This is a genomic window from Lachnospiraceae bacterium (genome assembly GCA_025758065.1).
In the GTDB taxonomy this organism is placed as follows: domain Bacteria; phylum Bacillota; class Clostridia; order Lachnospirales; family Lachnospiraceae; genus Enterocloster.
In genome coordinates this window covers 1,370,279-1,396,791 of the sequence record CP107199.1, presented here as the reverse complement: position 1 = coordinate 1,396,791, position 26,513 = coordinate 1,370,279, and the positions used below count along the sequence as shown (strand labels likewise).

At 44.8% G+C, this 26,513-nt stretch carries 22 protein-coding genes; 8 read left to right on the top strand and 14 right to left on the bottom strand.

Going from position 1 to position 26,513, the window contains the following annotated elements:
- Window positions 1-111: 111 nt before the first annotated feature.
- The gene (locus OGM16_06450) at window positions 112-1,194 is read left to right on the top strand and encodes a GntR family transcriptional regulator (protein UYJ47880.1); all 1,083 of its coding nucleotides are present in this window, start codon (window positions 112-114) and stop codon (window positions 1,192-1,194) included.
- A 60-nt stretch (window positions 1,195-1,254) separates the two neighbouring features.
- On the opposite strand, the gene OGM16_06445 is transcribed toward OGM16_06450, so the two are convergent.
- Both OGM16_06445 and OGM16_06440 read right to left on the bottom strand, forming a co-directional pair.
- Window positions 1,255-1,884, bottom strand: a complete 630-nt coding sequence (locus tag OGM16_06445; protein UYJ47879.1) for a metallophosphoesterase — start codon at window positions 1,882-1,884, stop codon at window positions 1,255-1,257.
- Window positions 1,881-3,836: a BMP family ABC transporter substrate-binding protein gene (locus OGM16_06440; GenBank protein UYJ47878.1), complete on the bottom strand. Its 1,956-nt coding sequence runs from the start codon at window positions 3,834-3,836 to the stop codon at window positions 1,881-1,883. Before OGM16_06440 ends, OGM16_06445 begins: the two co-directional genes overlap by 4 nt.
- 212 nt (window positions 3,837-4,048) lie before the next feature.
- Between OGM16_06440 and OGM16_06435 the strand changes: the two genes are divergently transcribed.
- Entirely contained in the window at window positions 4,049-4,675 is a 627-nt protein-coding gene (locus OGM16_06435; protein ID UYJ47877.1) for a lactate utilization protein, read from the top strand.
- Window positions 4,676-4,731: 56 nt separating this feature from the next.
- Window positions 4,732-5,010 (top strand): iron-only hydrogenase system regulator, encoded by a 279-nt coding sequence (locus OGM16_06430; protein UYJ47876.1) that lies wholly within the window; start codon window positions 4,732-4,734, stop codon window positions 5,008-5,010.
- 185 nt (window positions 5,011-5,195) lie between these two features.
- On the opposite strand, the gene mfd is transcribed toward OGM16_06430, so the two are convergent.
- From mfd to OGM16_06410, 4 genes are all read right to left on the bottom strand, one after another.
- A complete protein-coding gene (mfd, locus tag OGM16_06425) occupies window positions 5,196-8,726 on the bottom strand; it encodes a transcription-repair coupling factor (protein UYJ47875.1) in 3,531 nt (1,176 codons plus the stop codon).
- A 92-nt stretch (window positions 8,727-8,818) separates the two neighbouring features.
- Complete coding sequence (pth, locus tag OGM16_06420; GenBank protein UYJ47874.1) at window positions 8,819-9,385, bottom strand: aminoacyl-tRNA hydrolase; 567 nt, start codon at window positions 9,383-9,385, stop codon at window positions 8,819-8,821.
- A 326-nt stretch (window positions 9,386-9,711) separates the two neighbouring features.
- The gene (locus OGM16_06415; protein UYJ48405.1) at window positions 9,712-10,374 is read right to left on the bottom strand and encodes a transglycosylase domain-containing protein; all 663 of its coding nucleotides are present in this window, start codon (window positions 10,372-10,374) and stop codon (window positions 9,712-9,714) included.
- Window positions 10,375-10,649: 275 nt separating this feature from the next.
- On the bottom strand, window positions 10,650-12,992 hold the full coding sequence (locus OGM16_06410) for an extracellular solute-binding protein (GenBank protein ID UYJ47873.1): 2,343 nt from the start codon (window positions 12,990-12,992) through the stop codon (window positions 10,650-10,652).
- Between the two features lie 289 nt (window positions 12,993-13,281).
- Between OGM16_06410 and OGM16_06405 the strand changes: the two genes are divergently transcribed.
- The 4 genes from OGM16_06405 to OGM16_06390 all read left to right on the top strand — a co-directional run bounded on the left by OGM16_06405 (window position 13,282) and on the right by OGM16_06390 (window position 17,248).
- Window positions 13,282-14,661 (top strand): ABC transporter substrate-binding protein, encoded by a 1,380-nt coding sequence (locus OGM16_06405; protein UYJ47872.1) that lies wholly within the window; start codon window positions 13,282-13,284, stop codon window positions 14,659-14,661.
- Between the two features lie 126 nt (window positions 14,662-14,787).
- Window positions 14,788-15,687, top strand: a complete 900-nt coding sequence (locus tag OGM16_06400; protein UYJ47871.1) for a sugar ABC transporter permease — start codon at window positions 14,788-14,790, stop codon at window positions 15,685-15,687.
- 15 nt (window positions 15,688-15,702) lie between these two features.
- Window positions 15,703-16,524: a carbohydrate ABC transporter permease gene (locus OGM16_06395; protein ID UYJ47870.1), complete on the top strand. Its 822-nt coding sequence runs from the start codon at window positions 15,703-15,705 to the stop codon at window positions 16,522-16,524.
- A 31-nt stretch (window positions 16,525-16,555) separates the two neighbouring features.
- A complete protein-coding gene (locus OGM16_06390) occupies window positions 16,556-17,248 on the top strand; it encodes an MBL fold metallo-hydrolase (GenBank protein ID UYJ47869.1) in 693 nt (230 codons plus the stop codon).
- Between the two features lie 107 nt (window positions 17,249-17,355).
- On the opposite strand, the gene OGM16_06385 is transcribed toward OGM16_06390, so the two are convergent.
- The 4 genes from OGM16_06385 to OGM16_06370 form a co-directional block, all read right to left on the bottom strand.
- Window positions 17,356-18,396 (bottom strand): ATP-binding protein, encoded by a 1,041-nt coding sequence (locus OGM16_06385; protein UYJ47868.1) that lies wholly within the window; start codon window positions 18,394-18,396, stop codon window positions 17,356-17,358.
- Window positions 18,397-18,603: 207 nt separating this feature from the next.
- On the bottom strand, window positions 18,604-18,930 hold the full coding sequence (locus OGM16_06380) for a hypothetical protein (GenBank protein ID UYJ47867.1): 327 nt from the start codon (window positions 18,928-18,930) through the stop codon (window positions 18,604-18,606).
- A 299-nt stretch (window positions 18,931-19,229) separates the two neighbouring features.
- Window positions 19,230-20,918 carry a transposase gene (locus OGM16_06375; GenBank protein UYJ47866.1) on the bottom strand — a complete coding sequence of 563 codons (1,689 nt, stop codon included), beginning with the start codon at window positions 20,916-20,918 and terminating at the stop codon, window positions 19,230-19,232.
- Complete coding sequence (locus OGM16_06370; GenBank protein UYJ47865.1) at window positions 20,918-21,100, bottom strand: hypothetical protein; 183 nt, start codon at window positions 21,098-21,100, stop codon at window positions 20,918-20,920. Before OGM16_06370 ends, OGM16_06375 begins: the two co-directional genes overlap by 1 nt.
- A gap of 749 nt (window positions 21,101-21,849) precedes the next feature.
- On the opposite strand from OGM16_06370, the gene OGM16_06365 reads away from it, so the two are divergent.
- Window positions 21,850-22,608, top strand: a complete 759-nt coding sequence (locus tag OGM16_06365) for a GntR family transcriptional regulator (GenBank protein UYJ47864.1) — start codon at window positions 21,850-21,852, stop codon at window positions 22,606-22,608.
- 167 nt (window positions 22,609-22,775) lie between these two features.
- On the opposite strand, the gene ptsP is transcribed toward OGM16_06365, so the two are convergent.
- The 4 genes from ptsP to OGM16_06345 form a co-directional block, all read right to left on the bottom strand.
- The gene (gene ptsP, locus OGM16_06360; GenBank protein UYJ47863.1) at window positions 22,776-24,395 is read right to left on the bottom strand and encodes a phosphoenolpyruvate--protein phosphotransferase; all 1,620 of its coding nucleotides are present in this window, start codon (window positions 24,393-24,395) and stop codon (window positions 22,776-22,778) included.
- Window positions 24,396-24,430: 35 nt separating this feature from the next.
- Window positions 24,431-24,688 (bottom strand): HPr family phosphocarrier protein, encoded by a 258-nt coding sequence (locus tag OGM16_06355; GenBank protein ID UYJ47862.1) that lies wholly within the window; start codon window positions 24,686-24,688, stop codon window positions 24,431-24,433.
- Between the two features lie 249 nt (window positions 24,689-24,937).
- Window positions 24,938-25,765, bottom strand: coding sequence for a PTS system mannose/fructose/sorbose family transporter subunit IID (locus OGM16_06350; GenBank protein ID UYJ47861.1), 828 nt, complete (start codon window positions 25,763-25,765; stop codon window positions 24,938-24,940).
- Window positions 25,765-26,508 carry a PTS sugar transporter subunit IIC gene (locus tag OGM16_06345; protein UYJ47860.1) on the bottom strand — a complete coding sequence of 248 codons (744 nt, stop codon included), beginning with the start codon at window positions 26,506-26,508 and terminating at the stop codon, window positions 25,765-25,767. Before OGM16_06345 ends, OGM16_06350 begins: the two co-directional genes overlap by 1 nt.
- Window positions 26,509-26,513: the final 5 nt, after the last annotated feature.

The window sequence follows — 26,513 nt, the reverse complement described above, 5'->3', positions numbered from 1 at the left end:
CGTTTTTTTAACATGAATTGCAGGAATGGATCTGGCATGTTAAAATATTAAATATATACATGATCCATAGCGGACAGCCCGCAATTAACAAACAATATAGTTAGGTACAATATGAGTAAAGAAAAATTTCGCTATTCTATGATTTATGATGACATCAAAAAGGATATCCTTGAGGATGTCTATGCAGTAGGAAGCTTACTCCCTACAGAGCAGGTCCTTTCCGAAAAATATGATGTCAACCGCAGCACGTTGCGAAAAGCTATGCAGATGCTGGCTGATGAAGGACTGATTGAAAAGTGCCCGGGTAAAGGCACAGTTGTCCTCAGCAGTGTTCCTGCTGCTGCAGAGCCCCCAAAAGTCACCACCAACAAAAACATCGGGTTTTTCCTTCCAAAAGAAAATATCATAACAGAGCCCTTTTATTCTTCTCTGTTTAATATACTGGAACGGGATTTCCAGAAAAACGGCTGCTCCCTGATCTACACCACGCTGGATTCTTCCGATAATATTGCTGAAAAGACAGCTGCTCTTGGACTTTCTGGTATTGTTTTTGTAAGCAACGTTTCCCAAAAACATATCGAGTACGCTGTTAGTCAGAACATTCCCTGCGTTTTAGTCAACAGTTATTCTGACAAACTTCCCTCAATCTTATCCGACAACCGCAGGGGTGCTTACCTTGCAGGCCGCTACCTCATCACAAATGGACACAAAAATGTTGCTATCTTAGCCGGTGTGCGCAGCTATCTCAGCAACCAGGAACGTTTATCCGGTTTCCTTCAAGCATTTCAGGAAGAAGGACTTACTATTCATCCGGAACTGATCCTGGAAACAGGCTCCTGGCTTTATGATGCAGCGGAAAAAGTATGCTTTGATTTCTTCAGCACTTATAAAGGCGAAATGCCTACTGCCCTGTTTGCATTTAATGACCGCCTTGCAACAGGAGCCATCAATGCCATCTGTAAAACTGGTCTTACCGTACCAGGCGATGTAAGTGTCATCGGATATGATAATCTGGGCTATTACAACATTATCAGCCCGCGGATCTCCACGGTAGAAACACATATTGAAGCCATTTCCGAATCTACTGTCATGCATATGATCTGGCAGTTAAACAATGGCAATTGTCTTCCTGTAAAGATACTCACCCCAGTAGAAATAGTACCAGGCGAAACCGTTCGTTCTTTACTTTCTTAAACAGATCAGTAAAACCGCCCAAAGTTCTTTTTAAGCTTTGGACGGTTTTTATTTATGATTCTATATTCTTTTCTCTGCAGATTCCACCGGCTCCCCAGGATACTCGATCACATAAAACTCATATCCATTGATCACCCTGGTAGTGCCATACACGTCTTTACGTTTAAAACCTTTCCCATAATTAGCATGTACATGGCCATGAAGAAAGTATTTTGGATGATATTTATCCATCAGTTTCAGAAAAGCCTTAAATCCCCGGTGTGGGAGATCTTCCATATCATTCAGCTTATAGGCCGGCGCATGGGTTACAAGTATATCAAATCCCTTATGCCACCACAATTTCCACCACAGTTTCCGGATACGTGCCCTCATTCTCCATTCTGTATACTGGTTTGATGCCCCTGGTATATATTCCATGGAACCTCCCAGCCCCAGAATACGCACACCCTTGTATACATAAATATTATCTTCAATACAGATACAGCCTTCCGGCGGTTTTTGCTCATATTTTCCGTCATGATTGCCCTTTACATACAAAAGAGGGGCATGGCACAATGTAGCAAAAAATGTAAGATATTCCGGAGGCAGATCACCGCAGGAAATGATCAGATCAATATCCTTCATCCGTTCCGGATCATAATACTCATATAAAAGCTTTGATTCCTGATCTGCAAATATCATTATATTCATTTATCATTCTCCGTCTCTGCCTGTCCGGCCGTCTTGATTCCCTGAAGCTGCATCAGTTCCTGTGCACGCTCATTCATCTCTTCAATCTCTGGAATATAGCCAACCACATTCTGGGCAAGCCAGTTCATGGTGATGATCTCCTCAGCCTTTAAGCTTTTTCCCTGGGTGCATTTAGCCCTTCCATCCTGTGCATAGATCAGGCCATCAAATGGATGAAAGCTTCCTGCTCGGATGGAGTTTTTCAAAAATTCGATCAGTCTTCTGGTGCCATTCGGGATATTTTCAGAACATATTACATCGATCACATCTGCTGACATTCCCCACCAGTAGTTAACCGCCTTTTTCCCTTTCATGGACTCAATCTCTTCTGTGCTCTTAAAAGCGAGACGGATGATCTGTTCATAAAACTTCCCCCAGTGCCATACCGGCATAGCAAGGTTTTTAATAGTCCCGTCTTCTTTTTTCAGATAAAGACCATACTCTCTGGACGGGTGATCCGGATTGATCATGTCATGACCGGAAATATATCTGATCCCTTTATCATGCAAAATGTCCTCTGTATGCTTCTCTTTCTTTCTTCTGGCCCATTCCAGATGAACCTCTACATAAGGATTGACCATTCTGGCTCCCAATGCAAATGCATTGATATCCGCTAACATTCCATATGTAGGCTGTTCTGCTATATATCCCAGCTTGTCTTCTCTTGAAAGTGCAGCTGCAATAGCTCCCATAAGGAATTTTGCTTCATACATCCTTGCATAGTAATTGCACACAGAAGAATAGGACATATTAATAGAACAGTTATAAAATTTAATATCCGGATAAAAAGCCGCTGAACGTACACTCTGGTTCAGCATTCTGGATGTAATGGTAAAAATAATGGTGCAGCCTGCTTTTACTTCCTTTTCGATGGCCGCTGCCACATCGTCTTCTGTCTCCACATGATCCACTACCATAGTCGTCAGTTTTCCGGGAAATACCTGCTCCAGATACATTCTTCCAAGCTCATGTCCGTAGATCCAACGGGACGTTTCCGCTGTTCTTCCGTAAATAAAGCCTACTTTTAATCCACTGGGGATCTCTTCCTGGGGAAGGAACCATTTTAAAATAGCCGGTTTTTTATCTTCTTCTACTTCCTGAGGATCCTGGATCAGCTCAATCTTATTTCCCCTGTTAGCCAGCTGGATCTCTTCCCAGATGCGCATCAGCGCACGATACATCTCCCGTTCTGTCTGTCCCTTTACATTATCATATCCGTAAACTTCAATATATACTAAAAATGCATCTCCCTCTGTAAGCTTCAGCCTGTCTCCATGGGCCATCTGGAAAGCCTTTGCAAAACGGCCATAAGCAGAGCGGAAATATATCCGTTCTTCCTCCGTCCATATCTGATCCGGTTTCAATCCCATCAGCTTTAAAAGTTCGTTATATCTTCCTTCCTTGCTGAACCACACATCACAGTTGGATGAAACCTTATAAAAATCCAGAAATTCATAATACAGCCTGTTTTCCAAATCATCCGTACGTTTCGGGATCAAACGGATCACTGTTCCGGGAATGCTGTAGGCCCCCAGATATTTCATGACACTGACCCTTTTATTTCCCTCCTGGACATAAAAACGGTTCATAAACTCATATGCCACTATAGGATCATTGATGCCGTCTTCTACCTGGTAATTGTAGAGGTTCTGCCATTTAATAGCAAACTCAGAACGTTCTGTAAGAAGCGGCATAAAATTATTTGCAAAAGAAATAGACCGTTCCGCTGTCTTAGTTCCCACCAGCTTCGACAATGGTATATCCATCGTCCCCAATGACACCTGTGATACGATTTCCGTATAAGATAAGGCTTCATCTAACACCGGAAGATAAGGATATTCTCCTTTTGCCACTGAATCCTGGTACTGTTTTTTGCCCAGCTTTAGCGCTGCTCCATATTCTGTATCTGACATGTTTTATCCCTTTTCCTTCCCTGCTCTGTTTTTATATCGTCTTTACCTGTTATTATCTGTTTTTCTTCTACGTTTATTATAAACATCTGCCATTCATCCTGCAAGATGAATCCTCTTTACAAAAATAAGTGGATTTTTATGCAATTTCTGCTAAAATGAGGTTATTAATAAGGTTATTGAAAAAATTATTCAGAATACAGGAGGAACCCACTATGGACGAAAATGTGAAAAAGAGAAATGAATGTCTGGCACAGACTGTGATCAAGGGTCTTCAGTCACGTAACATGTCCGGCTACTATGCCCCAAGCAAAGAAGCTGCCTTAAAACAGGCATTAGAGCTGATCCCACAGGGAAGCAGTATTGCCATGGGAGGCTGCATGAGTGCCCATGAGATCGGACTTATCAACGCCCTTGAAGCAGGAAATTACAATTATATCGACCGCTATAAAATGGAGCCCAGAGAAGGACTTATGGCTGCTTACAATGCAGATGTTTTTCTTTCCAGTGCAAATGCCCTTACAGATGACGGTATCTTAATAAATATTGATGGCAACTCCAACCGCGTTTCCTGTATTGCCCAGGGTCCTAAAAAAGTGATCTTCATTGTGGGAATAAACAAGATCTGCAGCGACCTTGACAGTGCCATGAAACGTGCCAGAAATATTGCTGCACCTGCCAATGCCCAGAGATTTGATATTAAAACCCCATGTAAAGAGACCGGAAAATGCTTTGACTGCAAATCCCCGGACACTATCTGCTGCCAGTTCCTTATTACAAGATACTCCAGACACAAAGACAGGATCCATGTGATACTGGTAAATGATACACTTGGGTTCTAAGTCTGACCGTCACACAGCATAGTCCAAAAGATCCCCTCAGAAAGGAACTATCATCCATGGAAGACCGTTTAGCTGTCATCAGCTGTATTATAAGTGACCCGGAATCTGTTTCCATTATGAACGAAAAGCTCCACCTGCGTGCCCACATGATCATCGCAAGACTGGGAGTTCCCTGCCGCGAATACGGCGTATCAGTAGTCAGTGTTGTACTTCATGGAACCCAGAATGAGATCAGCTCCTTTGCAGGAGATCTGGGAAAAGTTAAAGGTGTGAAGGTGAAATCCATCCAGGTGCCGGTAACTGATCCTCTGCCTGAAAATACAGACAGCCAATGACTAGTATAATTCACGATAATTACCGATCCCTTACACGCAGGATAAATTTTCATGTGCAAGGAAGCTGAATGAGGCGATGCCGGTAGCATCGTCGATTGAAGCTGACGCGGCAGATGGAAATTTAGGCAAGTGAAAGGGGCGGATAATTATTGTGGATTATACTAGAAGCTAAAAGCTGCGGACTCTTACATCCGCAGCTTTCTTAACCCCTTTAATATCTCCTCTGCTTTAAACAGCATATCTTCGATAGTAATGCCTTTTGGCTTTCTTTCCACATAATGGAACACCGGCACTTCTCCAGGTACCAGCTTTAAGGCACCACCGTAGGAATTTACCAGATCCGGTATACCTCCTACATTGATCTTCGCCTTCTGATACATAGTCAGCTTCACTTCTTTTTCCTTCACCAGAACCTCTGTCACATAACACTTATGTGCCAGGGCACGCACTCTGGCAATGACCAGAAGATTTTCCACACTCTTTGGAATATCCCCAAAACGGTCCACCAGTTCATCCTGCATATCCATGTATTCATCTTTTGTCTCAATGGCAGAGATTCTCTTATAAATATCCAGTTTCTGATACTCATTTTTAATATATGTGACAGGAATATAGGCATCAATGTCACATTCCACGCTGGTAGCATAGGAATCTTCTTCCGTTTCCTCACCTTTTAATGCCAGAACCGCCTGGTTTAACATTTTGCAGTAAAGATCGTATCCCACTGCTTCCATGTGCCCATGCTGCTCTGCGCCAAGAACATTTCCCGCACCGCGGATCTCCAGATCACGCATGGCAATCTTAATACCGGAACCAAGCTCCGTAAACTCCCGGATTGCCTGAAGGCGTTTTTCCGCTTCTTCCTTTAAAAGCTTATCCCTCTTATACATTAAAAATGCATAGGAAGTGCGGTTGGATCGTCCTACGCGTCCACGGAGCTGATACAGCTGCGAAAGTCCCAGACGGTCTGCATCGTGGATGATCATGGTGTTGGCATTTGGAATATCAAGACCGGTTTCAATAATGGTAGTAGATACTAAAACATCGATCTCACCATTAATAAAATCAGTCATGATCCGCTCTAACTGATGCTCATGCATCTGTCCATGGGCAAAAGTAACTACTGCATCCGGCACCAGCTTCTGGATTCTTGCCGCTACCTCATCAATATCTGTTACCCGGTTATATACATAATACACCTGGCCTTTTCGTGCCAGCTCCCTGTTAATGGCTTCCCGGACCATTTCCTCATTATATTCCATTACATAAGTCTGGATAGGCGTACGGTCTACAGGCGGCTCCTCAAGTACGCTCATATCCCGGATCCCCGCAAGGCTCATGTGCAATGTTCTTGGAATAGGAGTTGCGGTCAGAGTCATAACATCTACATTTTCCTTTAACTGCTTGATTTTTTCTTTATGGGCCACACCAAAACGCTGTTCCTCATCAATGATCAGAAGCCCCAGGTTTTTAAACTTTAAGTCTTTGGAAAGCACTCTGTGAGTGCCGATCACAATGTCTACCATGCCTTTTCGCAGGTCTTCCAATGTCTTTTTCTGCTGGGATGGGGTGCAGAAACGGCTTAACATATCAATCCGCACCGGAAAATCCTTCATTCTCTGGACAAAGGTATTGTAATGCTGCTGTGCCAGAATAGTAGTAGGCACCAGATACACTACCTGCCTGCTGTCCTGGACTGCCTTAAAAGCAGCCCGAAGAGCGATCTCTGTCTTGCCATAGCCAACATCACCACAAATCAGCCGGTCCATGATCTTGCGGCTTTCCATATCCTTCTTCACTGCTTCAATAGCATCTAACTGGTCATCCGTCTCCTCATAAGGGAACAGTTCCTCAAATTCCTTCTGCCATACCGTATCTTCCCCGTACTGATAACCATTTTGCGCCTGACGGGCTGCATAAAGCTTTACAAGATCCCTGGCAATTTCCTGAACAGCCCCCTTTACACGGGTCTTTGTCTTATTCCACTCAGTTCCGCCTAACTTATTCAGTTTCGGCTTTTTGGCATCTGCACCGGCGTATTTCTGGATACTTTCCAGTCTGGTGGCCGGAAGATACAGATTTCCCCCGTCTCCATACTCGATCTTAATATAGTCCTTAATGACCTTGTCCCGCTCTACCTTTTCAATTCCCTTGTAGATACCAAGACCATGTTCCTCATGGACTACATAATCTCCTACTGCCAGTTCCGAAAAGCTCTGAATGGCTTTTCCCTGGTAATTGCTCTTTTTCCGTCGTTTTTTCTTCTTTTCTGTGCCAAACATGTCACCTTCTGTAATAATGACATATTTGATCAGGGGATACTCAAAACCCCGGTGGATATTTCCATAGGTAACTAAGATCTCACCTGGAGCCGCCTTATGTTCTTCCCCTGTTCCATCCGGACAATAAGCCCGCAGATCATATTCCCGCAGGTCACTGGCCAGCCGGCTGGCTCTTGTCCTGGACGCAGACAGTAAAACCACCCTGTAGCCTTCTTTTTTCCATCGGGTTAGATCGCTTATGAGCATGTCAAAACTGTTCTGATAGGAGTTTACGTTGCGTACATCAAAGCTGAACTTTTCCTTTACCTTCATGCCTGGAAGCTTCTGGTCAAGACCGGTAAGCATCACTGTATAAGGGCTTTGAAGCTTTGCAAGAACCTGTGCCCCTGCATAGAGAAGCTCTGTCTGGCCAGGAAGAAGATATCCCTTTTCCAGGCGGTGGATCATGCTTTCACGAAATTCCTGCTCTACAGTCTCGCCCTTATCCTTTAATCTCGCCGGTTCATCCAGACAGATCAGCGTATCTCCCGCCGGAAAGTAGTCCAGAAATGACACTGTTTCCGGGCAGAAATACCGGATATAGGCATCAAGTCCATCCCGTTTCCAGCCTTGTGTAATCCCTTCTGTCAGTTCTTTGATGATCCCCCTGATGCGGGATGCTTCCTCGATCTGATGTTTGGCCCTTAAGGCTGCTTCATATTCTTTTTCTTCCTTTTCCAGCCTCTCTATCCCGGCTTCCAACTGCTTTTTCGTTAAAATGGTCTCTGCTGCCGGATAAATGGTGATCTTTTCCAGCTGTTCCACAGACCGCTGGCTTTCCGGGTCAAAGCTGCGGATAGAGTCTACCTCATCATCCCACAGTTCAATACGCACCGGCACTTCTTCTGTCAGCGGGAAAATGTCCACAATGCCACCGCGGATTGAAAACTGGCCCATTCCGTCTACCTGGGCCGTACGCTCATAGCCCAGTGCTGTCAGCCGCTCCTTCCACTCATCCAGATCCATGACCTGACCATTTTCCACAGTCACTGCCTGCTGCTTTAAAAATACTAAAGGCAGCAGATGATCCATAAGACCGTCCAGCGTAGTGACGACCACGCCTTCTTCCTCTTCCATCAGGTGCCGCCATACGGCAATACGCTGGCGGGTCATCAGGTTTCCATGGATATCCGCACTGTAAAACAGCAGATCCTTTGCAGGATAAAGCCATACGTCTTCCGTAAAACTGCGAAAATCATCATAGATCTCCCTGGCTCTCTGGTCATCATAAGTCACCACCAGTTTCCAGGAAAAACCCCCGTCTTTTCCCAACCAGTGCATCAGGTGTACCTTCTGGGAATCAAGGGTTCCCGTTGCCTGGACCGGTCCTTTTGCCTTTTTTAACGCTTCCTGTAGATTTTCATATTCCTGTAATTCCAATAACGGATTTTCCATATTTTCCCCTTATATCCTGTATCTGATGACCAACCCTTTTGCTTCTATATTCTCCCGGAATCTTTTTCTACTTGATTGTGCGAGAAGATTTTTTATTTATGGCCATTAAACCGGTTCATAGCCGCATCTGCCCCTTCTGTGATCATAACCTCTACCGCATCTGCCGCATCTTTAAATGCCTGTTCCATTTTCTCACGGTCTTCCTTAGAAAAACGGCTGAGTACATAATCTGCCAGATCCATTCTGGGGGGCTTGTCACCTACGCCCACCTTGATCCTTGGAAACTCCTGGGTTCCCAGATGGGCAATGATATTTTTAATACCATTATGGCCGCCTGCACTGCCTTTCTTGCGGATGCGCAGCTGACCTACATCCAGACTGATATCATCATATATAACAATAATACGCTCCGGATCCACTTTATAGAAATCTGCCGCTTCTCTTACGCTCTCACCGCTTAAATTCATAAAAGTCTGGGGTTTTAAAAGGATCACCTTTTCCCCTGCGATGATCCCCCTTCCATAAAGTCCCTTAAACTTCTTCTCATCCACAGATGCGTTTAACCTGTCCGCCAGCACATCAATGGTATCAAATCCCACATTATGTCTTGTCTTCTCATATTCCCTTGTAGGGTTTCCCAGTCCTGCTATGATATACATAAAATATTTTCCTTTCCAAAACACGCCTGAAAGCGCTAGATTCCGCCATATAGGGGTATCTAACGCTAATTTTACTAATACATTGTTTATGAAACGATGTACTAACCGTTCACTTATTCTAGCAGATATGGCCTTCTTTTACAAGCCGTGATTCTTTTTACCAGGGATTTCGCTTTTAGCACTGTATATTTATAAATAGCTCCCCTCCCGCACTTATTTTCTTTTGTCCGATAACCCCTTTATTTTCTCCGGGATTTTATATACACTTTTCATATATGAGAATTCCCCGTTCTGCCAGATGGATCCCTGGCAAAACGGGGAACTTTTTATCCCTTTTTCTCACTTCCCGCCAATGTCTCCAGCGCCCGCTCTTTTGTAAACAGACCGCAGGCTACCAGCCGTTCCACCACCTGCTCCTGGCGTTTTTCGGCCAGCTCCAGGTTTACAGTGGGGGCATATTTAGATGGTGCATTAGGAACGCCTGCAAGGAGTGTGCTTTCATAATCAGTCAGGTCTTCTGGTTCTTTTCCGAAATAACCTTCGCTGGCATCTTTAATACAGTAGTATCCGTTTCCAAAATAAATGGTATTTACATAAAGCTCTAAGATCTCATTTTTAGTGTAAGCCCGTTCCAGTGCAAAGGCCATAAATACCTCTGCCGCCTTCCGTTCCATCTTCTTTTCCTGGGTGAAGTACAGATTTTTTGCCAACTGCTGTGTGATCGTGCTGCCGCCTTCTACGAAACATCCTGCTTTCACATCATTGACCATGGCTCTTGTAATAGCAATGGGATCAATACCAATATGTCCATAAAATCGGTGGTCTTCCACAGAGAGGACTGCATCCATGTAAGTCTCCGGAAGGTCAGAAAACAAGGTGTAGCTTTTCTTGGAACGGATCTCATTTATTTTATCTTCCAGGCTGACCTGGTCAATGGCATCCTTATACATATCATAACCACGGATACCTATAGTCACTGCAAAATACATAGCTACCGCACAGAGCACAGCTGCCACTCCTTTAAGCCAGTTAAACGCTGCACGCTTCTTTTTCCCGGTGCTTCCTGCTGTATTGTATTTTCCATTGTCTTTCGTCCTCATCTGCTCACCTTCTCTCCTGTGCTATATAACTCAGGCTCAAGCACCTATGCTCTCTCCCGCCCGCGGCAGCGGTCGGGGCCTTCCCTTAATTACAGTATAACACACCAGAACAGGCAAGTCTTTGAGGCTCCCTTAAAGAACTCTGACTAAAATCTGACTGTTTCTTAAAGTTTTCCTAAAGGAGTTTTGAAATAATTTGAAAACTGCATCTGGGCATCGGAAAGAGCCTCTTTTGGTGTCACAATACCAGTGTAGGCATTCTTAACCGCCAGTCCCAGGATGCTTAAAAATTTACGCTCATCAAAAGGCACAGAAAGCTCTGCCGGAAGCCGGTTTCCCTTTGAAATAGGAAAGCAATGTCTGGAAAGCTTCAGCCACGGATAGTTATGTAAAACCTCATAATTGTCATAGGTTCTGCGGCATGGCGATGTACTTCCCAGTAATGCTGATGCCGAACACAGGGGCTCACTGCACATCCATTTAATAAAGGAAAGTGCATCTTTTGGCCGCTTACAATACTTAGAAACACCTAAACTACCGCCTCCAAGCACCGGATTATTTCCCGGCATCATGGAATATCCTACATTTCCTACTACATGAGAGCTGTGGGATGACAGATCGCTGGCATAGTTGCTGTATAAAATGGACATGGCAAAATTTCCTTCTGCAAAGCGTTTTGCAGTCTGGGTCCACCAGCCGCAGTATTCCGGCGATGTACACTGCCGCAGCTCTACCAGTTCCGTAAGGGCCTGCTGGCACGCAGGAGAATCCAGATGAATCTGTCCATCTGCACCATACAGGTTTTCCTGAATAGCAAATAATCTTGCTAAAAATTCAGAACCTGCCACACCGGTAGACCCAAGTGTAATGGTAGATCCATAAGGAACCGGTGATGACGGTGTCAGATCTCTGGTGAAAAACGCAGCAATCCTGTTATATTCCTCAAAAGTTTTCGGCGGCTGCAATTCCTCATGAAACTGTTCAAAATAAGTCCGCTTGCAGATAGGACTTTCAAACAGGTCTTTCCTATAATAAAGGATCTGTACGCTGGGCGTAACCGGCAGTGCATAGATCTGGTCATTGACCCGGCAATAATGCTCCGGGACCCCTTCCACATACTGTCCCAGACTGTTTTCAATATCCTCATCGATTTCTGACAGCGGCCGCAATAACTTCTGGGCAAACCAGGACAACCAGGTCATATCCAGACGCAGGATATCAAAACGGGAGGTTTCATCTAAGGAATTAAATGCCTCATAGATCTCATCATATGAAAGGATACACACATTTACATCAACTCCCGTTTTCTGGGTAAATAACCGTGAAAATGTTTTCATAATGTAAGCTTCCGGGCTGTCCAGCGTTACAATGTTTAAAGGCTGGGAGCTTTCCGGTTTCCGGATGTTCACAAACCAGTTCTGGAATCCATCCCCCACCATCATCCGGTTCACATGGTTCTCTGTTACGCTGCTTTCTGGCATTTTTCCCCACAGTCCTTTTTCTTCTGCAGCGCTTTCTTCCGCTGTATGCTCTTCTGCTATCTTTTCTTCCCCTCCGGTCTCTTCTGCCTTTTGGATCAGCATTTTCGCCGCCCTTTTTCCCAGCTGACGGTAATTCATTTCATATTTAATAAAGTCATTTTCCGGAATGGTAAATAATGGTGAGACCGTATAAATATCTGGCGAGCCTTCTTCTTTTCCATAAAAGGTGGTACACATATCCTTAGCGCTTTCCGCAAATCCATAATTGGATATAAAAAACGCCTGTGGCAGCGTCCCGTTAAATATCTGCATGATATTCTGGTATTTTCGAAATGAATCCGTCCAGATCTGGATCACCTGGCAGGCAGAACCTTCCATTCTGGTCAGGAAGCCCCGGCAGAAATCTTTTTCACTGGAATAATCCGGATTTCCTGTAAGCAGACAGATGCTTCGATATCCCGCCTGCAGTGCCTTCTCTGCCATGGCCTGTCCCGCTTTTTCATAATCAAACCCAATAAAATCAGAAGGAAAACCTGTTTTCCGGTCCACAAAAAGTACCGGAATATCAGTCCCATTATTTGAATCCGGTTCCATTTCTCCAAAAATCCCACTGTTTTTATAAATAACCGTTTCGCTGGCAGTACCCGCTACAGCGGAAATGCAGGCAATTCCCTTTACCTGCCTCACTTTTGCCTCTGAAAATGCAGCCACTTCGCTTTCCGGTGAATTTTCATTGGTCAGGTGACGTGATACCAGATAACCATGTTCCTGGGCATAATCTTTAAAGCTGAAATAAAAATCCTCATACTGCCTGGCCCGTGAATCAGGCATGACCAGGGCCAGACAGTCATTGGTTCCTTTACGCAGCAAAGCCGCTCTCTCATTTGGAACATATCCCAGCTGTCTTGCAGCTTCCAGTACACGGCGTATTTTGTCACTGCTTACATTTCCCTTACCATTTAATACATTGGAAACCGTTCCCTGAGCCACACCGGCTTTCTTCGCAATATCTTTAATGGTTGCCATATATGCTCCTCCTGATACCTTGATGCTTCTGAGTATACCATATCTATGTGAAAACCACAATTACGCCTCTGTAAATTGAACATCATTCAACCACATTATTTGTAAATGAATTGTAAAAAATGTATAACATAGGTAAATTTGTTAAAGTATCAAGTAAATACAAAATAAATATTGTGCAAAAAATCAAAATAATATTTGACACGTTTCAATAATAATGTTATAGTGAACTTAAGAGCAAATCACGGACCTTAAAAAGGCCTATCAATGTGAACAAAAAAGGAGGAGTATCATGAAAAAGAAACTCGTACTTGCATCATCTGCCTGTTTAGTAGCATCTGCTATGGCATTAAGCGGCTGCTCCGGCAGTTCCAAGCCAGCTGAAACCAGTGCAGCAGCTGAAAAATCCGAAGCAGCAGCCGATACAACCACTGCAGCAGCTGAAAGCGGTTCATCTGACACCATGCACCTGTCATTCTACTACCCGGTAAACGTAGGCGGCGATGCTGCAAAGCTGATCGAGAAGATCTGCGCAGACTTTAACGCTGAGAACCCTGATATTGTTGTAGATCCTGTTTATACCGGAAACTACGATGATACTGTTACAAAGATCCAGACTGCTATCCAGGGAGGCACACCTCCAGATGTATTTGTAAGCCTTGCTACCCAGCGTTTCACCATGGCTTCCACAGGTATGGCAATGCCTTTAGATGACCTGATCGCAGCAGATGGTGATGAAGGAAAAGCTTACATTGATGATTTCTTAAGTGGATTTATGGAGGACTCCTACGTAGACGGCAAGATCTACTCCATCCCATTCCAGAGAAGTACAGAGATCCTTTTCTATAATAAGGATGCATTCAAGGAAGTTGGCCTTGATCCAGAAAAAGCACCTGCAACCTGGGATGAACTGGTTGAGGATGCACAAAAGCTGACCAATGAAAACCGTTACGGTGTTGGTATTGCATTAAACTCCGGTTCCGCACAGTGGACCTTTACAGGCTTCTGCTTACAGAACAGCAAAAACGGTGAAAACCTGATGGCTGAAGACGGAAAATCCGTTATGTTCGACACCCCGGAAAATGTAGAAGCACTTCAGTTCTGGCTTGACCTTCAGAACAAATATAAAGTAATGGCTCCTGGTATCGTACAGTGGACCGATCTTCCTACTCAGTTCTTAGCAGGCGAAGTAGCTATGATCTACCACACCACAGGAAACCTGGCAAACATCAGCAAGAACGCTACCTTTGAATTCGGTACTGCATTCCTTCCAGGAAATGCCCGTCAGGCAGCTCCTACCGGCGGCGGAAACTTCTACATCTCCGAAGGTATTCCGGAAGACCACGTACAGGCAGCATGGAAATTCATCAAGTTCGCTACTGAGCCAGAACGTGCAGCACAGTGGGCATTGGATACCGGTTATGTAGCAACCAGACAGTCCTGCTTCGATCTGGATATCATGAAAGAATACTACGACAAGCTGCCTCAGGCTAAGATCGCTTACGAACAGATCCCGATCTCCAAGCCAGAGCTTACTACTTACAATGCAGCAGAAATCTGGAGAGTCTTAAACGACAATATCCAGTCTGCAGTAACTGGTGACGCAACTGCTGAAGAAGCATTAAGCGCAGCTCAGGAACAGGCAACAGAAGTTCTGTCTGAGTATCAGTAGAATTAAACAGATACTTTCTGAAATGAGGTTGGTGCTGCCGTGCTTTACGGCAGCGCCAATTTATTTCATATTTTCTACTGTTCTCTCAAAATCTGATAATTGGAAAATCTGATAAATGGAGAAGCAATGATGAAAACACATACAAAAAAGCAGCGTGAACTGCGAAACACTCTCATAGGATGGTTATTGGTAATGCCTTCCCTGATCTTTATGGCAGCCTTTACTGTATGGCCGGTCTTTCGGAGCATCTGGCTCAGTCTCACAAAATATAAGCTTGGTATGAGCGCACCGGAATTTATCGGTCTGAAAAACTATATCAATCTGGCCGGATCTTCTCTTTTCTGGAAAGTAATGGGAAATACGCTGTTTTTTGCGTTGATCACCATTGTTCCCAGTATGGTAGTCGGTCTGTTTTTAGCAACCTTAGTCAACCGTAAAAGCCGTCTCATCGGTTTTGTCCGTACTTCCTATTTCTATCCGGTGGTTATGCCCATGATCGCTATTGCCAGTATCTGGATGTTCATTTACATGGCCAAAAACGGCTTACTTGACCAGATGCTTATCAGCATGGGATTTCAGCCTATGAATATCTTATCCAGTAAAAAGACTGTTCTTCCGGCTATGGCCTTTATGTACGTGTGGAAAGAGGCCGGATATCTGATGGTATTCTTCCTTTCCGGTATCCAGAGCATTTCTACCGATGTAAATGAGGCAGCACGCATTGACGGTGCTAACTCCTGGACTATTTTCCGCAAGATCACCTTACCGCTTCTTGCACCGACCTTCCTGTTTGTATCCACCATTGCGCTGACCAACAGCTTTAAGCTGGTGGATCATGTAGTCATTATGACAGAGGGAGCTCCAAACAACGCTTCCACACTGCTTCTGTACTACATTTACCAGCAGGGATTTACAAACTTCAACTACGGCGTATCTTCTGCACTGACAACGGTTATGCTGCTTCTGCTTATGGTAGTAGCACTTCCTCGTTTCTTAAGCCAGGACAAGAAGATCCAGTACAACTAAAGGAGGCCTTACACCATGCAGAAAAAACATTTGATCGGTGCCGGGATCACCGCATTTTCCGTTATTTTAGGCCTGCTTTGGCTAATCCCACTTATCTGGCTGATCGGAACCGCATTTTCTGTTCCATCCTTCCATATGACACTGTTCCCAACAACAGCGTTTACACTGGACAATATTAAATATGTATGGAATGCTATTCCATTTGGCACCTATTACATCAACACCCTGACACTGGTAGTATGCACCTTTGCCGTACAGTTCTTTACTTCCACTCTGGCTGCCTATGCGCTGGCCGTTCTGGATTTCAAGGGACAGGCACTGGTATTTGCTGTGATCTTTATGCAGATCATTATCCCAAATGACGTTCTGATCACACCAAACTTCATGACTCTGTCTGACTTAAAGCTGATCGATAGCAAGATCGGTATGATGCTTCCATTCTACGGCAGTGCCATGGCTATCTTCTTGCTCCGCCAGCACTTTAAATCTATTCCAAAGGCACTGGCTGAAGCCGCAAAGATCGACGGTGCCAACACATGGCAGACCATCTGGGGTGTATACATGCCCTGTGCAAAACCGGCATATCTTTCCTTTGCCGTTATCTCTGTCAGCTACCACTGGAACAACTATCTGTGGCCTTTGATCGTAACTAATTCTCCTACTAACCGTACACTGACTGTAGGACTTGCTATTTTTGCAAAATCAAAGGAGGCTAACATGCAGTGGGCCAATGTGTGTGCTGCAGCCTTTATCATCATTGTTCCTCTGCTCTTAGCCTTCTTAGTTGCCCAGAAACAGTTTATGAGCAGCTTTGTAAGTGCCGGCATCAAGGAATGATCGCTGAAAATACCCATTAAGGAGGAAAGGCATGGAATTAAATTTTACCGGAAAAGGCAGCGCTTTTTATCCTCCCTTCAAGAATACGGGAGCATACATGCTTTCCGGAAAAGCGCTTTATCTTATTGACTGCGGAGAGACCATGTTTGATGTGCTTTATCACAAACTGGACCTGGCTTCCATTGAAGATGTTTATGTTATCCTGACCCATATGCATGCCGATCATGTAGGAAGCCTTGGAACCCTGATCTCCTATTTTTACTGTCTCTTCAACAAAGCTATTCATGTGGTTTATCCACAGGAGACCATTAAACAGCTTCTTACATTAGAAGGGATAACACCTTTAGGCTACCATTACCATGAAACACTTCCTGAAAATCCGGCCGGACTGACTGCAGTTCCCGTGGAGGTGAAACATGCCCTGGATATGAAATGCTATGGCTATGTTTTAAGCAATGGTACAGAGTCTATCTACTACAGCGGTGACTCTTCTGAACTGCCTAAAGACATCAGAAACCGCTTCCTGGCAGGAGAAATAAACCGTATCTACCACGATACCAGTACCCACGATTCACCGAATCCATCCCACTGCTACTACGGCAAGATGGAAAAATGGATCCCCCGTGAAGAACGCCACAGAGTCTACTGTATGCACCTTGACAGTCCCTGTGAGGATATGTTGAAAGAGAAGGGCTTTAGTATTGTGGAGGTTGTGGAAGAATAAATCTGCAAAACCATAAGCATATCGTTTACCTTTGCTCAATGTAAACCTTCCCTCGTTTTCTGATAATGTCAGAACGAGGGAAGGTATTCTTCTCTAACCTATTTTAATTACAATATCACTTCACAATACATATTGATATACTCTTCAAATCTTGGCAACGCCAAGGTCAGTTCCCCATGTCTTGAACCATCAACTACACCTCTCTCCATAAGACGTTTCCGATAAGTATTTAAAAGTTGCGGTGATACTCCCAAGCTTTCCCGTATGTCACCTGTTTTATTTATTCCCTGAGAAATAATATAAACAATTTTGCGATCCAGCTCCGATAATTCACTCCATATTTTTTCATAAGCATAAACAGTCAGTTCTTCATCAAATTTTGGCAAAATATCATCCACTGTACCTCCATTTTCCCATTTCAGATATCCCAATATCTGAAACGCGAAGGGATATCCTTTTGTGAGCCGCGCCATGGAAGCTGCCTCTTTAGGTGGCAGTTCAAATACAGTCCGGTAACTGGTAGTCATTGCCGGAACACTTAATGGTTCCAGGAATATTTTGGGAGCGCGGTATAAAAATGTAAGGCTTTTTTCGTTTTGAAGGTTGCTGATATTATCATATAATCCAGCCATTACAAGATAAACTGGATAATTTTTTGTAATGTAAATTTGGAAATTACTTACGAAAAATTTTACATATTGATTATTAATGATCTCATCAATGATAAAAAGTACTTTTTTCCCCTGTTCTTTTACCTTTTCCAAAATATCACGCAGCATTGTTTCTTTATCTAATGTATCCCGTTCTTTATTGAAAGCAATTTCTGCAATTCCGATATTAATATTAATTCCCAAATCTATCCCTCTGATTTTTAGAATCCGATTTAATTCCGATACCGCTCCTGAAATCAGATCCATATCTGCACTTAAACACAAAACGATCCAGTCTTCTTTTGCATTATAATAGTCTCCTATCACAGCAAGAGAAACTGTTTTTCCAGAGCCCCTAACCCCGGCGATCATATAAACCACATTAGACGGATTTTCCATGTCAAACGTATTTATGATCCTTCCAATCTGATCTGTACGGGAAATAAATTCTACCGGCTTTTGTCCAAAAGTCAATGTAAATGGATTTTCTCCTTTCATTCGTCTTCCTCCATATCTATATTTATTTATATTTATTTATATTTATGTTTATTTTTCATGTTTATTTATGTTTATAAATATATAATACCTGCATTAACGTAAAAAACAAGAGGCTCATGTCTTCTCGCAAAATAAAAGCAACCCATTTTCCGAAAATGGGCCACTTCTACTATTATTTATTATTCTAAAATACATAGAATATCACATTTACTGTATTCTATCCAAAAAATCCTCTTCTGAACCTGATCTGGCAGCTGCCTTAAGCCACACGCTTAAACGTTCCGTATCTGTTTCAGATAAGATCATGTTACGGGTTTTCTCAGATACTGGGCCATTTTCTTCCAGAAGTTCCAGGATACTTTGCGCTTTTCCCTGAACTTTTCCACAACTTAAGCCTCTAGCCATTCCTTTTTCCAGTCCAATCTTCTCTCCACGTTCCAATCCTATTGACAAGATGCTCATCCTTACAGCCTCCCATTCTTCTGATTGCATCAAATCTTTTACTGCTTCCTGTTCCCATACATTTTGTGTCATAGGCATCGTCCTTTCTGTTGTGCGGCAGAAAGTTTTTCTCCGTACTCTCTGCCCGATCCATTAATCAGTGATTTAAGCAAAGAGTTCAGATAAGATGCTGTGTTTGATACAGCTTAGAATTTTAGAATCTTTAGAAATTTATTTGAAATCCTGCTTATATCCAGAATAGCAGTTTTACAGGGAAATGTCCAGAGTTCAGACGCAAAAGATCCCCCTGGCGCATTAAAAATGTTACTATACACGGGCAGACTTGTGTACAACCACTCGGTCAATTAAAATAAGGGAGTCTGATGCACAAATCAGGCTCCATATCTTCTGTTAAAGATTTCCATGACAGCGGTATAAATGTTGGGGTTGTTTTTTCGTACTTCAAGCAGCACACCCTTGCTATGACATAATTCTTCGATACTTTCAAGGCTTCGAAATGTCATTGCAAAAGTCTGTTTTCGTTTATAATCTCTCAAACAGCGTTCTGCGGTATTGTTTGTGGTTGGCACCCTCATGTCATGCAGGAAAAGAAGATGCTCTGTTTTATATTCCTGCATCCGGCGATATAAGTTGTAGCCTTCGCGGTAATACGGGCTTGGCTCATTACGTTTGTATTCTTCTTTGGCTTTGTCCAGGATTTCCTGATACTCTGTCTCAAAGCCAGCTACTGTTTGAGCGTCTAACGATGCTTCACCGGTATGTTCTTTCCGGTAATGTATCATTCGTTGGAGCAGTTCTCTCATTCGCCGGTTCCAGGTAAGGGATGACTCATTTTCCATGCTGTCTTTCAGATACCGTTCTACATGCGCAAGGCATTCCTGATGAGCGCTTCCATAACGGTAAAAAGTAATTTCATGATCGTGTACCAGAATCCCCCGGAAATCTTCTGTTACAGTTCCCTTTACGCCTTCATGCCCCTTTTTCTCACGGGCAAAGTAAAGTACCTTTTCCTCATCTGAAGATGCGCAGACAAATACATAGGCGCTTTCTCCGTTTACGCGGGCATTTGTACAGTCTGTATGCAGAACCGGGCAGGACAGCAGGTCTGCAAAGATTTTTTTCCGTTCTGTTTCTGTTTTGGAAGAAAACTCACGGCAGAGTTTATTGATCATTCCTCTGGAAATTTTCAGCTTTCCACCTGTCAAATCAGAGAGAAAGCGCTGGCTTTTATCAATGGAAACTGCACAGTCTGTATTTAACAGAAATAAAAGTGACTTGATGCTGCCATCATAGTTCACATCATCAACCACTCCTGCGGGAAAAGCTGCATGGACTTTTTCTCCCGTCTTGGAGTTACGATATACATCTGCCTGATATTCCGTTACATGAAGAATCATTTCAATGGAAACAAGCTGTTTGGTTATGATCTTCTGTGTTTTTTTGAAATCCGGATCCTCTGCCACAATTTTGGGCGCAGGCAGATGTACAGTCTGAGTTGCTTCCTGCTTTTTCCTTCCATGATGGGCGTGCCCTGGCTGCGCTCCGGGTTTTCTTCCAGTGCGTTCACGATTGTTGGATATTTTTCGACGGTTTCTTGATTGTGATGACGGAATGGAGGAATTTTCATAATCACGGTTCAACTGTGCCAGAAGTTTCTTATTCTGTCCCTCTGTTTTTTCCAGCTGATCCTTTAGCTCACTGTTTTCACGGCGCAGTCCAGCGACCTCAGACAATGCCTGATCACGGCGTTGTTCTGCGGCAAAGCGCATTCTTTTAGCCGTTTTTAATGCATGCTCCAGATCTTTCATCTGTGCATTCAGTTCCTTAAGTGCATCTTCATATGCCTCTTCGCACCATTTCCAGGCTTTTCTTACATCTTTGCGAAGATTTTCAATCGTTTGTTTCAGACGTTTTATCTGTCGTCGGTACTCATCAAGTACTTTTTGATGTTCCATTTGAATCTGTTGGAATCGTTCTCCTGACTCATGATCGGCTACTTTTTTTCTCAATATTCGGTTTTCACACTGCAACGCTCCAATATATTCAAACGGCTTTCCCATTATGATTGCTCCAATGCTTTAATGATTTTATCCTGGTTTTCAATCAACTGTTTCAGAAGACGGATCTGTTCTTCCTGGGCTTTAATTGTTTTTAAAAGTTCTTTATTTTCTTTTTCGTACTGTTCGCAGACACCCTTTTGAAGTTTCAGTAACTGCTCGATTTTTACAGATATGTCATTCATGCTCATCCCTCTTTTCATGGAATGATTATAGCAGAAGATCTGAATTTATGCGAATTTGCAGGAGATGATCATTCGTCATTTTTTCATGTGAATAACTCTAAAAAAATGGTCAGATAAGAAGCTGGCGTGGAGAAACCATCCACAAAAATCGATGAATTCAACACGCCTCAAAAGAGAATTTATAGATACTGTTGATAACTTAAGCAATAAAACATGTAGCCGGAAGCGATATCCGCAGAATTTCTTCCGGCTAAAATAGTTTTGATGAAAAAGAAAAATGATTTTCGTCACTTTCCACAATGAAAATGAACTACCCGTGTATAGTAACTTAAAAATACTCCAGAGGGATCTTCATCATTCACAAATGATACATTTTACTAATATTTTCCAATATTACTTTGCAAACAGCACTGATTTATAATGACGTTCCAGTGTCACTAACAGGATACCCGTCTTTAGGATTTAGCACTTTATTTTTTGAGAGTTAATGAAATATATTTTATCCTCAAGTCAGCATATTTGCTGGCTTTTTTCTTTGTTTTAAAAACTTGACAAATTTTCTTTTTTATACTTGCTTTTATGATGCTATGGTGCTATACTATAAGAGGGTGACTTTTATGGCATATTTTCTTAAAAAAACTAACAACAAAAATTGTATCTGGGGCTGGCCGTCGCGCTAGCGACTTGGTACAATATGATGATATGGCATTTAATTATATCATCGCTGATGCGAAGGGGAGATGGAAACAATGATGATCATGGATAGCAGCAAGCCGCTGTATCTGCAGGTGGAGGCAGATATTAAAAACCGTATCCTGTCGAAGCAGTACATGCCGGGAGATAAGCTTCCGACGGAGAACGAGCTAAGTGACCAGTATAATGTGAGTAAAATCACGATTCGAAAGGCGATACAGAATTTATCCGATGAGGGATATGTCAATAAGGTCCAGGGAAAGGGCACCTTCATCAATTTCAAGAAGGACAAGCTGTATCTGAATAAGACCAGCGGCTTCAAGGAAAGTCTGTCGAGCCTTGGACACGCGTCCAGACACGATATCATCCAGGCATCGTTCCTGAACGCGGATGAGGATATCGCAGAGAAGCTGATGATTCCGATGGGGACGAAGGTCGTCTACATCGAGCGTCTGGTCTGGCAGGATAACGAACCGATCGCGATCGATAAGATCTACATCGAGGATGCCCGCTTCCCGGACTTCATCACGACACTTTCGAAAGATCGCTCGTTCTACCAGGTGATGGATGAGTGCTATCATATCCGGCCGAATCATTCCGTCCTCGAAATCGACGGAAAGGCTGCGCAGAGCCACAGCGCAGATACTCTGAAGTGCAACGTCGGCGACCCGCTGTTTTCGATTCATAAAATCAGCTATGATCAGGATGGTAAGCCGATCCACTACTCGCTGACGACGGTCCGCTGTGATCGCGTCACCTATGTCGTTTCCACAAACGACTCCACGGTCATGGACGAGAAGATCAAGTCGAACTGAGCTTCGATCCACAACAGAAGGACGCTTCAGCCAGAACCAGCACAAACACAATCACAGATTTATCTCCATAAAGTTCAGAAGGGGCACCGACACATCTCGTGTGGTTGCCCCTTCGCTTCGTTTATTTATCGTTTATTTATCTTCTGTTTTTCGTGCTATGAACGGCGTTACGCCATCTCACAAATCTTACTGCGCACGCTGAGCACCATAGATGGTGCGACACTCAGCTCATCGATGCCCATCTCGACGAAACGCTCCGTCAGGGTCGTGTCAGCACCGAGCTCACCGTAGATGCCGGCCCACTTGCCCGCCTTATGCGCGCCATCGATGGTCATCTGAATCATCCGAAGAACCGCCTCATGATGTGGATTATAGAACTCGTCCAGCTTCTCATTCTGGCGATCGATCGCAAGTGTATACTGCGTGAGGTCGTTGGTGCCGATGCTGAAGAAATCGACGAGCTCTGCCAGCTCCTCACAGATCATCACTGCTGCCGGCGTCTCGATCATGATGCCCTGCTCCGGAATCGCATACGGGATTTGCTCCCGCTTGAGTTCTGCCGCCACCTCTGCGACGATCTCACGGATCCGAAGCACCTCATCTACGGAGATGATCATCGGATACATGATGGCGAGGTTTCCGTACTTCGCCGCACGAAGCAGTGCGCGGAGCTGTGTCTTAAACACATCCGGCTGTTTCAGACAGATACGGATCGCGCGATACCCCATCGCCGGGTTATCTTCCTTTCCGAGTCCGAGGTAATCGACGTTCTTATCCGCACCGATGTCGAGCGTTCGGATGATCACCTTCTTTCCGCCCATCGTCTGTAGCACCTGACGGTACGTGTTAAACTGCTCAGTCTCATCCGGCAGCGCGGTCTTTCCGAGATACAGTAACTCACTGCGGAACAGGCCGATGCCCTCCGCGTCATTTTCCTGTACATATGCGACATCTGAAACACTGCCGATGTTTGCATATACGTTTACCTTCCGGCCACTCTTCGTCACCGAAGGACGTCCCTTGTAGTTTGCAAGCAGCCGCTTCTGCTCTGCCGCCCTCGCCTGCATCTCGTGTGCAGCAGCGATGGTTGCCTCATCCGGATCCACGCAGAACACGGCATCCTTGCCATCGACGATGCCCATCGTACCGGAATGGAGACTGTCGAGCTCCACCGGCACACCGATCAGCGCCGGGATGTTCATCATACGCGCGAGGATCGCGGTATGGGAGTTCGTCGAGCCATGGACGGTGACGAACGCAAGGATCTTACGCTTATCCATCTGCACCGTTTCACTCGGTGTCAGGTCATCCGCCACGATGATGGACGGTTCCATATGCGCCCAGTCGAGCTCCTCCTCACCACTCAGATTCCGGATCAGACGATTCGAGATATCCTTCACATCCGCGGAACGTGCCTGCATGTACTCATCATCCATATTCGCGAAGATCTCGGCGAAGTTATCTCCGGTGACCGCCACCGCGTACTCAGCATTGAGCTCCTCCGTCTCGATCATCGAGTGGATCGCATCCTGGTAGTCCTCATCCTCGAGCATCATCTGATGCACCTCGAAGATCTGCGCGTTCACCTCGCCAACCTCCTGAAGCGCCTTCTCATAAAGCGCACCGAGCTGGGCCTGCGCCTGTTTCTTCGCATCCTCGAGACGCTGGAGCTCTGCCGCTACATCCTCGACATGCTGACGCTTTACGATGCCATCACTCTTCTTCAGAACATTGATCGGACCGATCGCCGTTCCCTTATAAACGGACTTTCCGATGTATTTTTCCATTTCCTGTCCCCTCAGATTCTATATCGATCGATGAATTACAGATTTTCCTGGAAGAACTTCTCGAGTGCCTCGAACGCAGCATCCTCATCCGGACCCTCGACCTGCACGGTCACCTCATCGCCCTGCTTGACGCCCATGCTCATGATGGCGATCAGCTTGCCGGCAGCTGCGGTCTTTCCCTTCGCCGCGAGCGTCGTAGCGCTCTGGAACTTCTTCGCTTCCTTCACCAGCAGTCCGGCTGGTCTCGCATGCAGTCCGAGTTCTTCCTTGATCACATATGTAAATTCTTTCATCTTTATCTATCCTTTCTTTTCACTGCGTGAGCTCATACGTAAGTCCCCTCTGCAAATAAGCGGGATTCCTGCATACGTCACCATGTCATCTAAGTCATCATGTAAATAAGTTCTCATTATAAACAAAACTTCCCGCACGGTATAGTACTTTCCGGATCTCGAATTCACTATGCATGCAGGAAGTCTGGATATTTTTTCAGGGGTATGCCACAGTGCCCTGTGGTATTTTAAAGAAGTGTATCGCTCTGTTTAGAGAATGCCCAGTGCACCCATGACCATGCCGAAGAGGACGATGCCGATCAGCAGGACGTTGGTATTGACCTTCTTCTGAACGAGATTGTAGATGCCCAGCGTAAATACGAACGGAAGCATCTTCGGGATGATGGAATCCAGCATATCCTGGATGACCAGATTCGTACCACCGGTGGAGAAGGTAAGCGGCGTGGTGACGGACACCATGCTGGCTACCATACCGCCGACGACGGCGAGACCGACGATGGATGCGAAGTGCATTACGCGATCCATAAGTCCTTCCTGGTACAGCTTCGCGAGGTATTTATTACCTGACCTGTAGCCGAAGAAGGTTGCATTGTAGGCAAACAGCAATGACGGAATCGCGAACAGCAGTACTGCGAGAATCGGTCCCAGGATGCTGCCCTGCTGTGCGAACGAAAGGCCGATACCGAAGGTGATGATTCGGATGGTTCCCTGGAAGAAGCTGTCACCGATGCCGGCGAACGGCCCCATCAGACTGGTCTTGATCATGGAGATCGACTCGGTCTGGAACTCACCCTCTTCTGAATTTGCGTTCTGCTCCTCCATGGAAGCGGCGAGGCCCATGATAAACGGTGTCAGCTGCGGTGTGCAGTTAAAGAACTCCATATGCCGCTGATACGCTTCCTTTTTTCTCTCCTCATCATCTGCATACAGCTTGTCAAGCACCGGTGCCATGCCATACATGAAGCCCATGTGCATCTGACGCTCATAGTTCCATGAGCACATAATCGCGAGGGAATGCAGGAAGACCTTACGTAAGTCTTTATCGCTTACCTTCTTTAATGCTTTCTGATTTTCCATTATGCATTTGCCCCCTTTCCATACAGAACCTTATCCAGGATGAATGCCAGGATCGCGGCGAACATGGTCACACCGATCAGGCTGAGACCGGAATATGCGACGATCAGGAAGCCGAGAAGGAAGTACGGGAACATCTTCTTCGACAGCATTGAACTCAGCAGCATCGCAAATCCGAGGGCCGATAAGAGGTTACCAGCGACTGTGAGGCCGTTCGTGATGACCTGCGGAATCGCAGCTACCAGGTTCGTAACTAGATCCGTACCGAAGTAAACGGTCAGGAAGATCGGGATGAAGTAAACCAGCGCGTTGAAGCCGAAGGACCACCAGAGGTGGATATGAATCGCCTTCTTGAACTGTCCGTTCTCGATGGCCTTATCCGCTACATGAGAGAACTGCGCGATCACCATACGCATGATGACACTCAGGAACTCGCCAATGACGGCGACCGGAACGGCGAGGGTCAGTGCCGCTTCCGTGGAGGCACCGGAAAGAATCGCAAACGCAGTGGCGATGATACTTCCGAACTGCATGTTTGGTGGTCCGGCTGCTCCGATCGCTACAAATCCCATGGAAATAAGTTCCAGGGATGCACCTAAAATTACACCCTGTCTGACATCGCCTAATACGAGGCCTGCCAGTGTACTCAGGATCAGTGGTCTGCCGATGTTCTGACGTCCGATCAATCTGGAGTCGATGACACCGACGATACCAACTAAACCGAGTAAGATCGCTTTAATCAGCATACGAC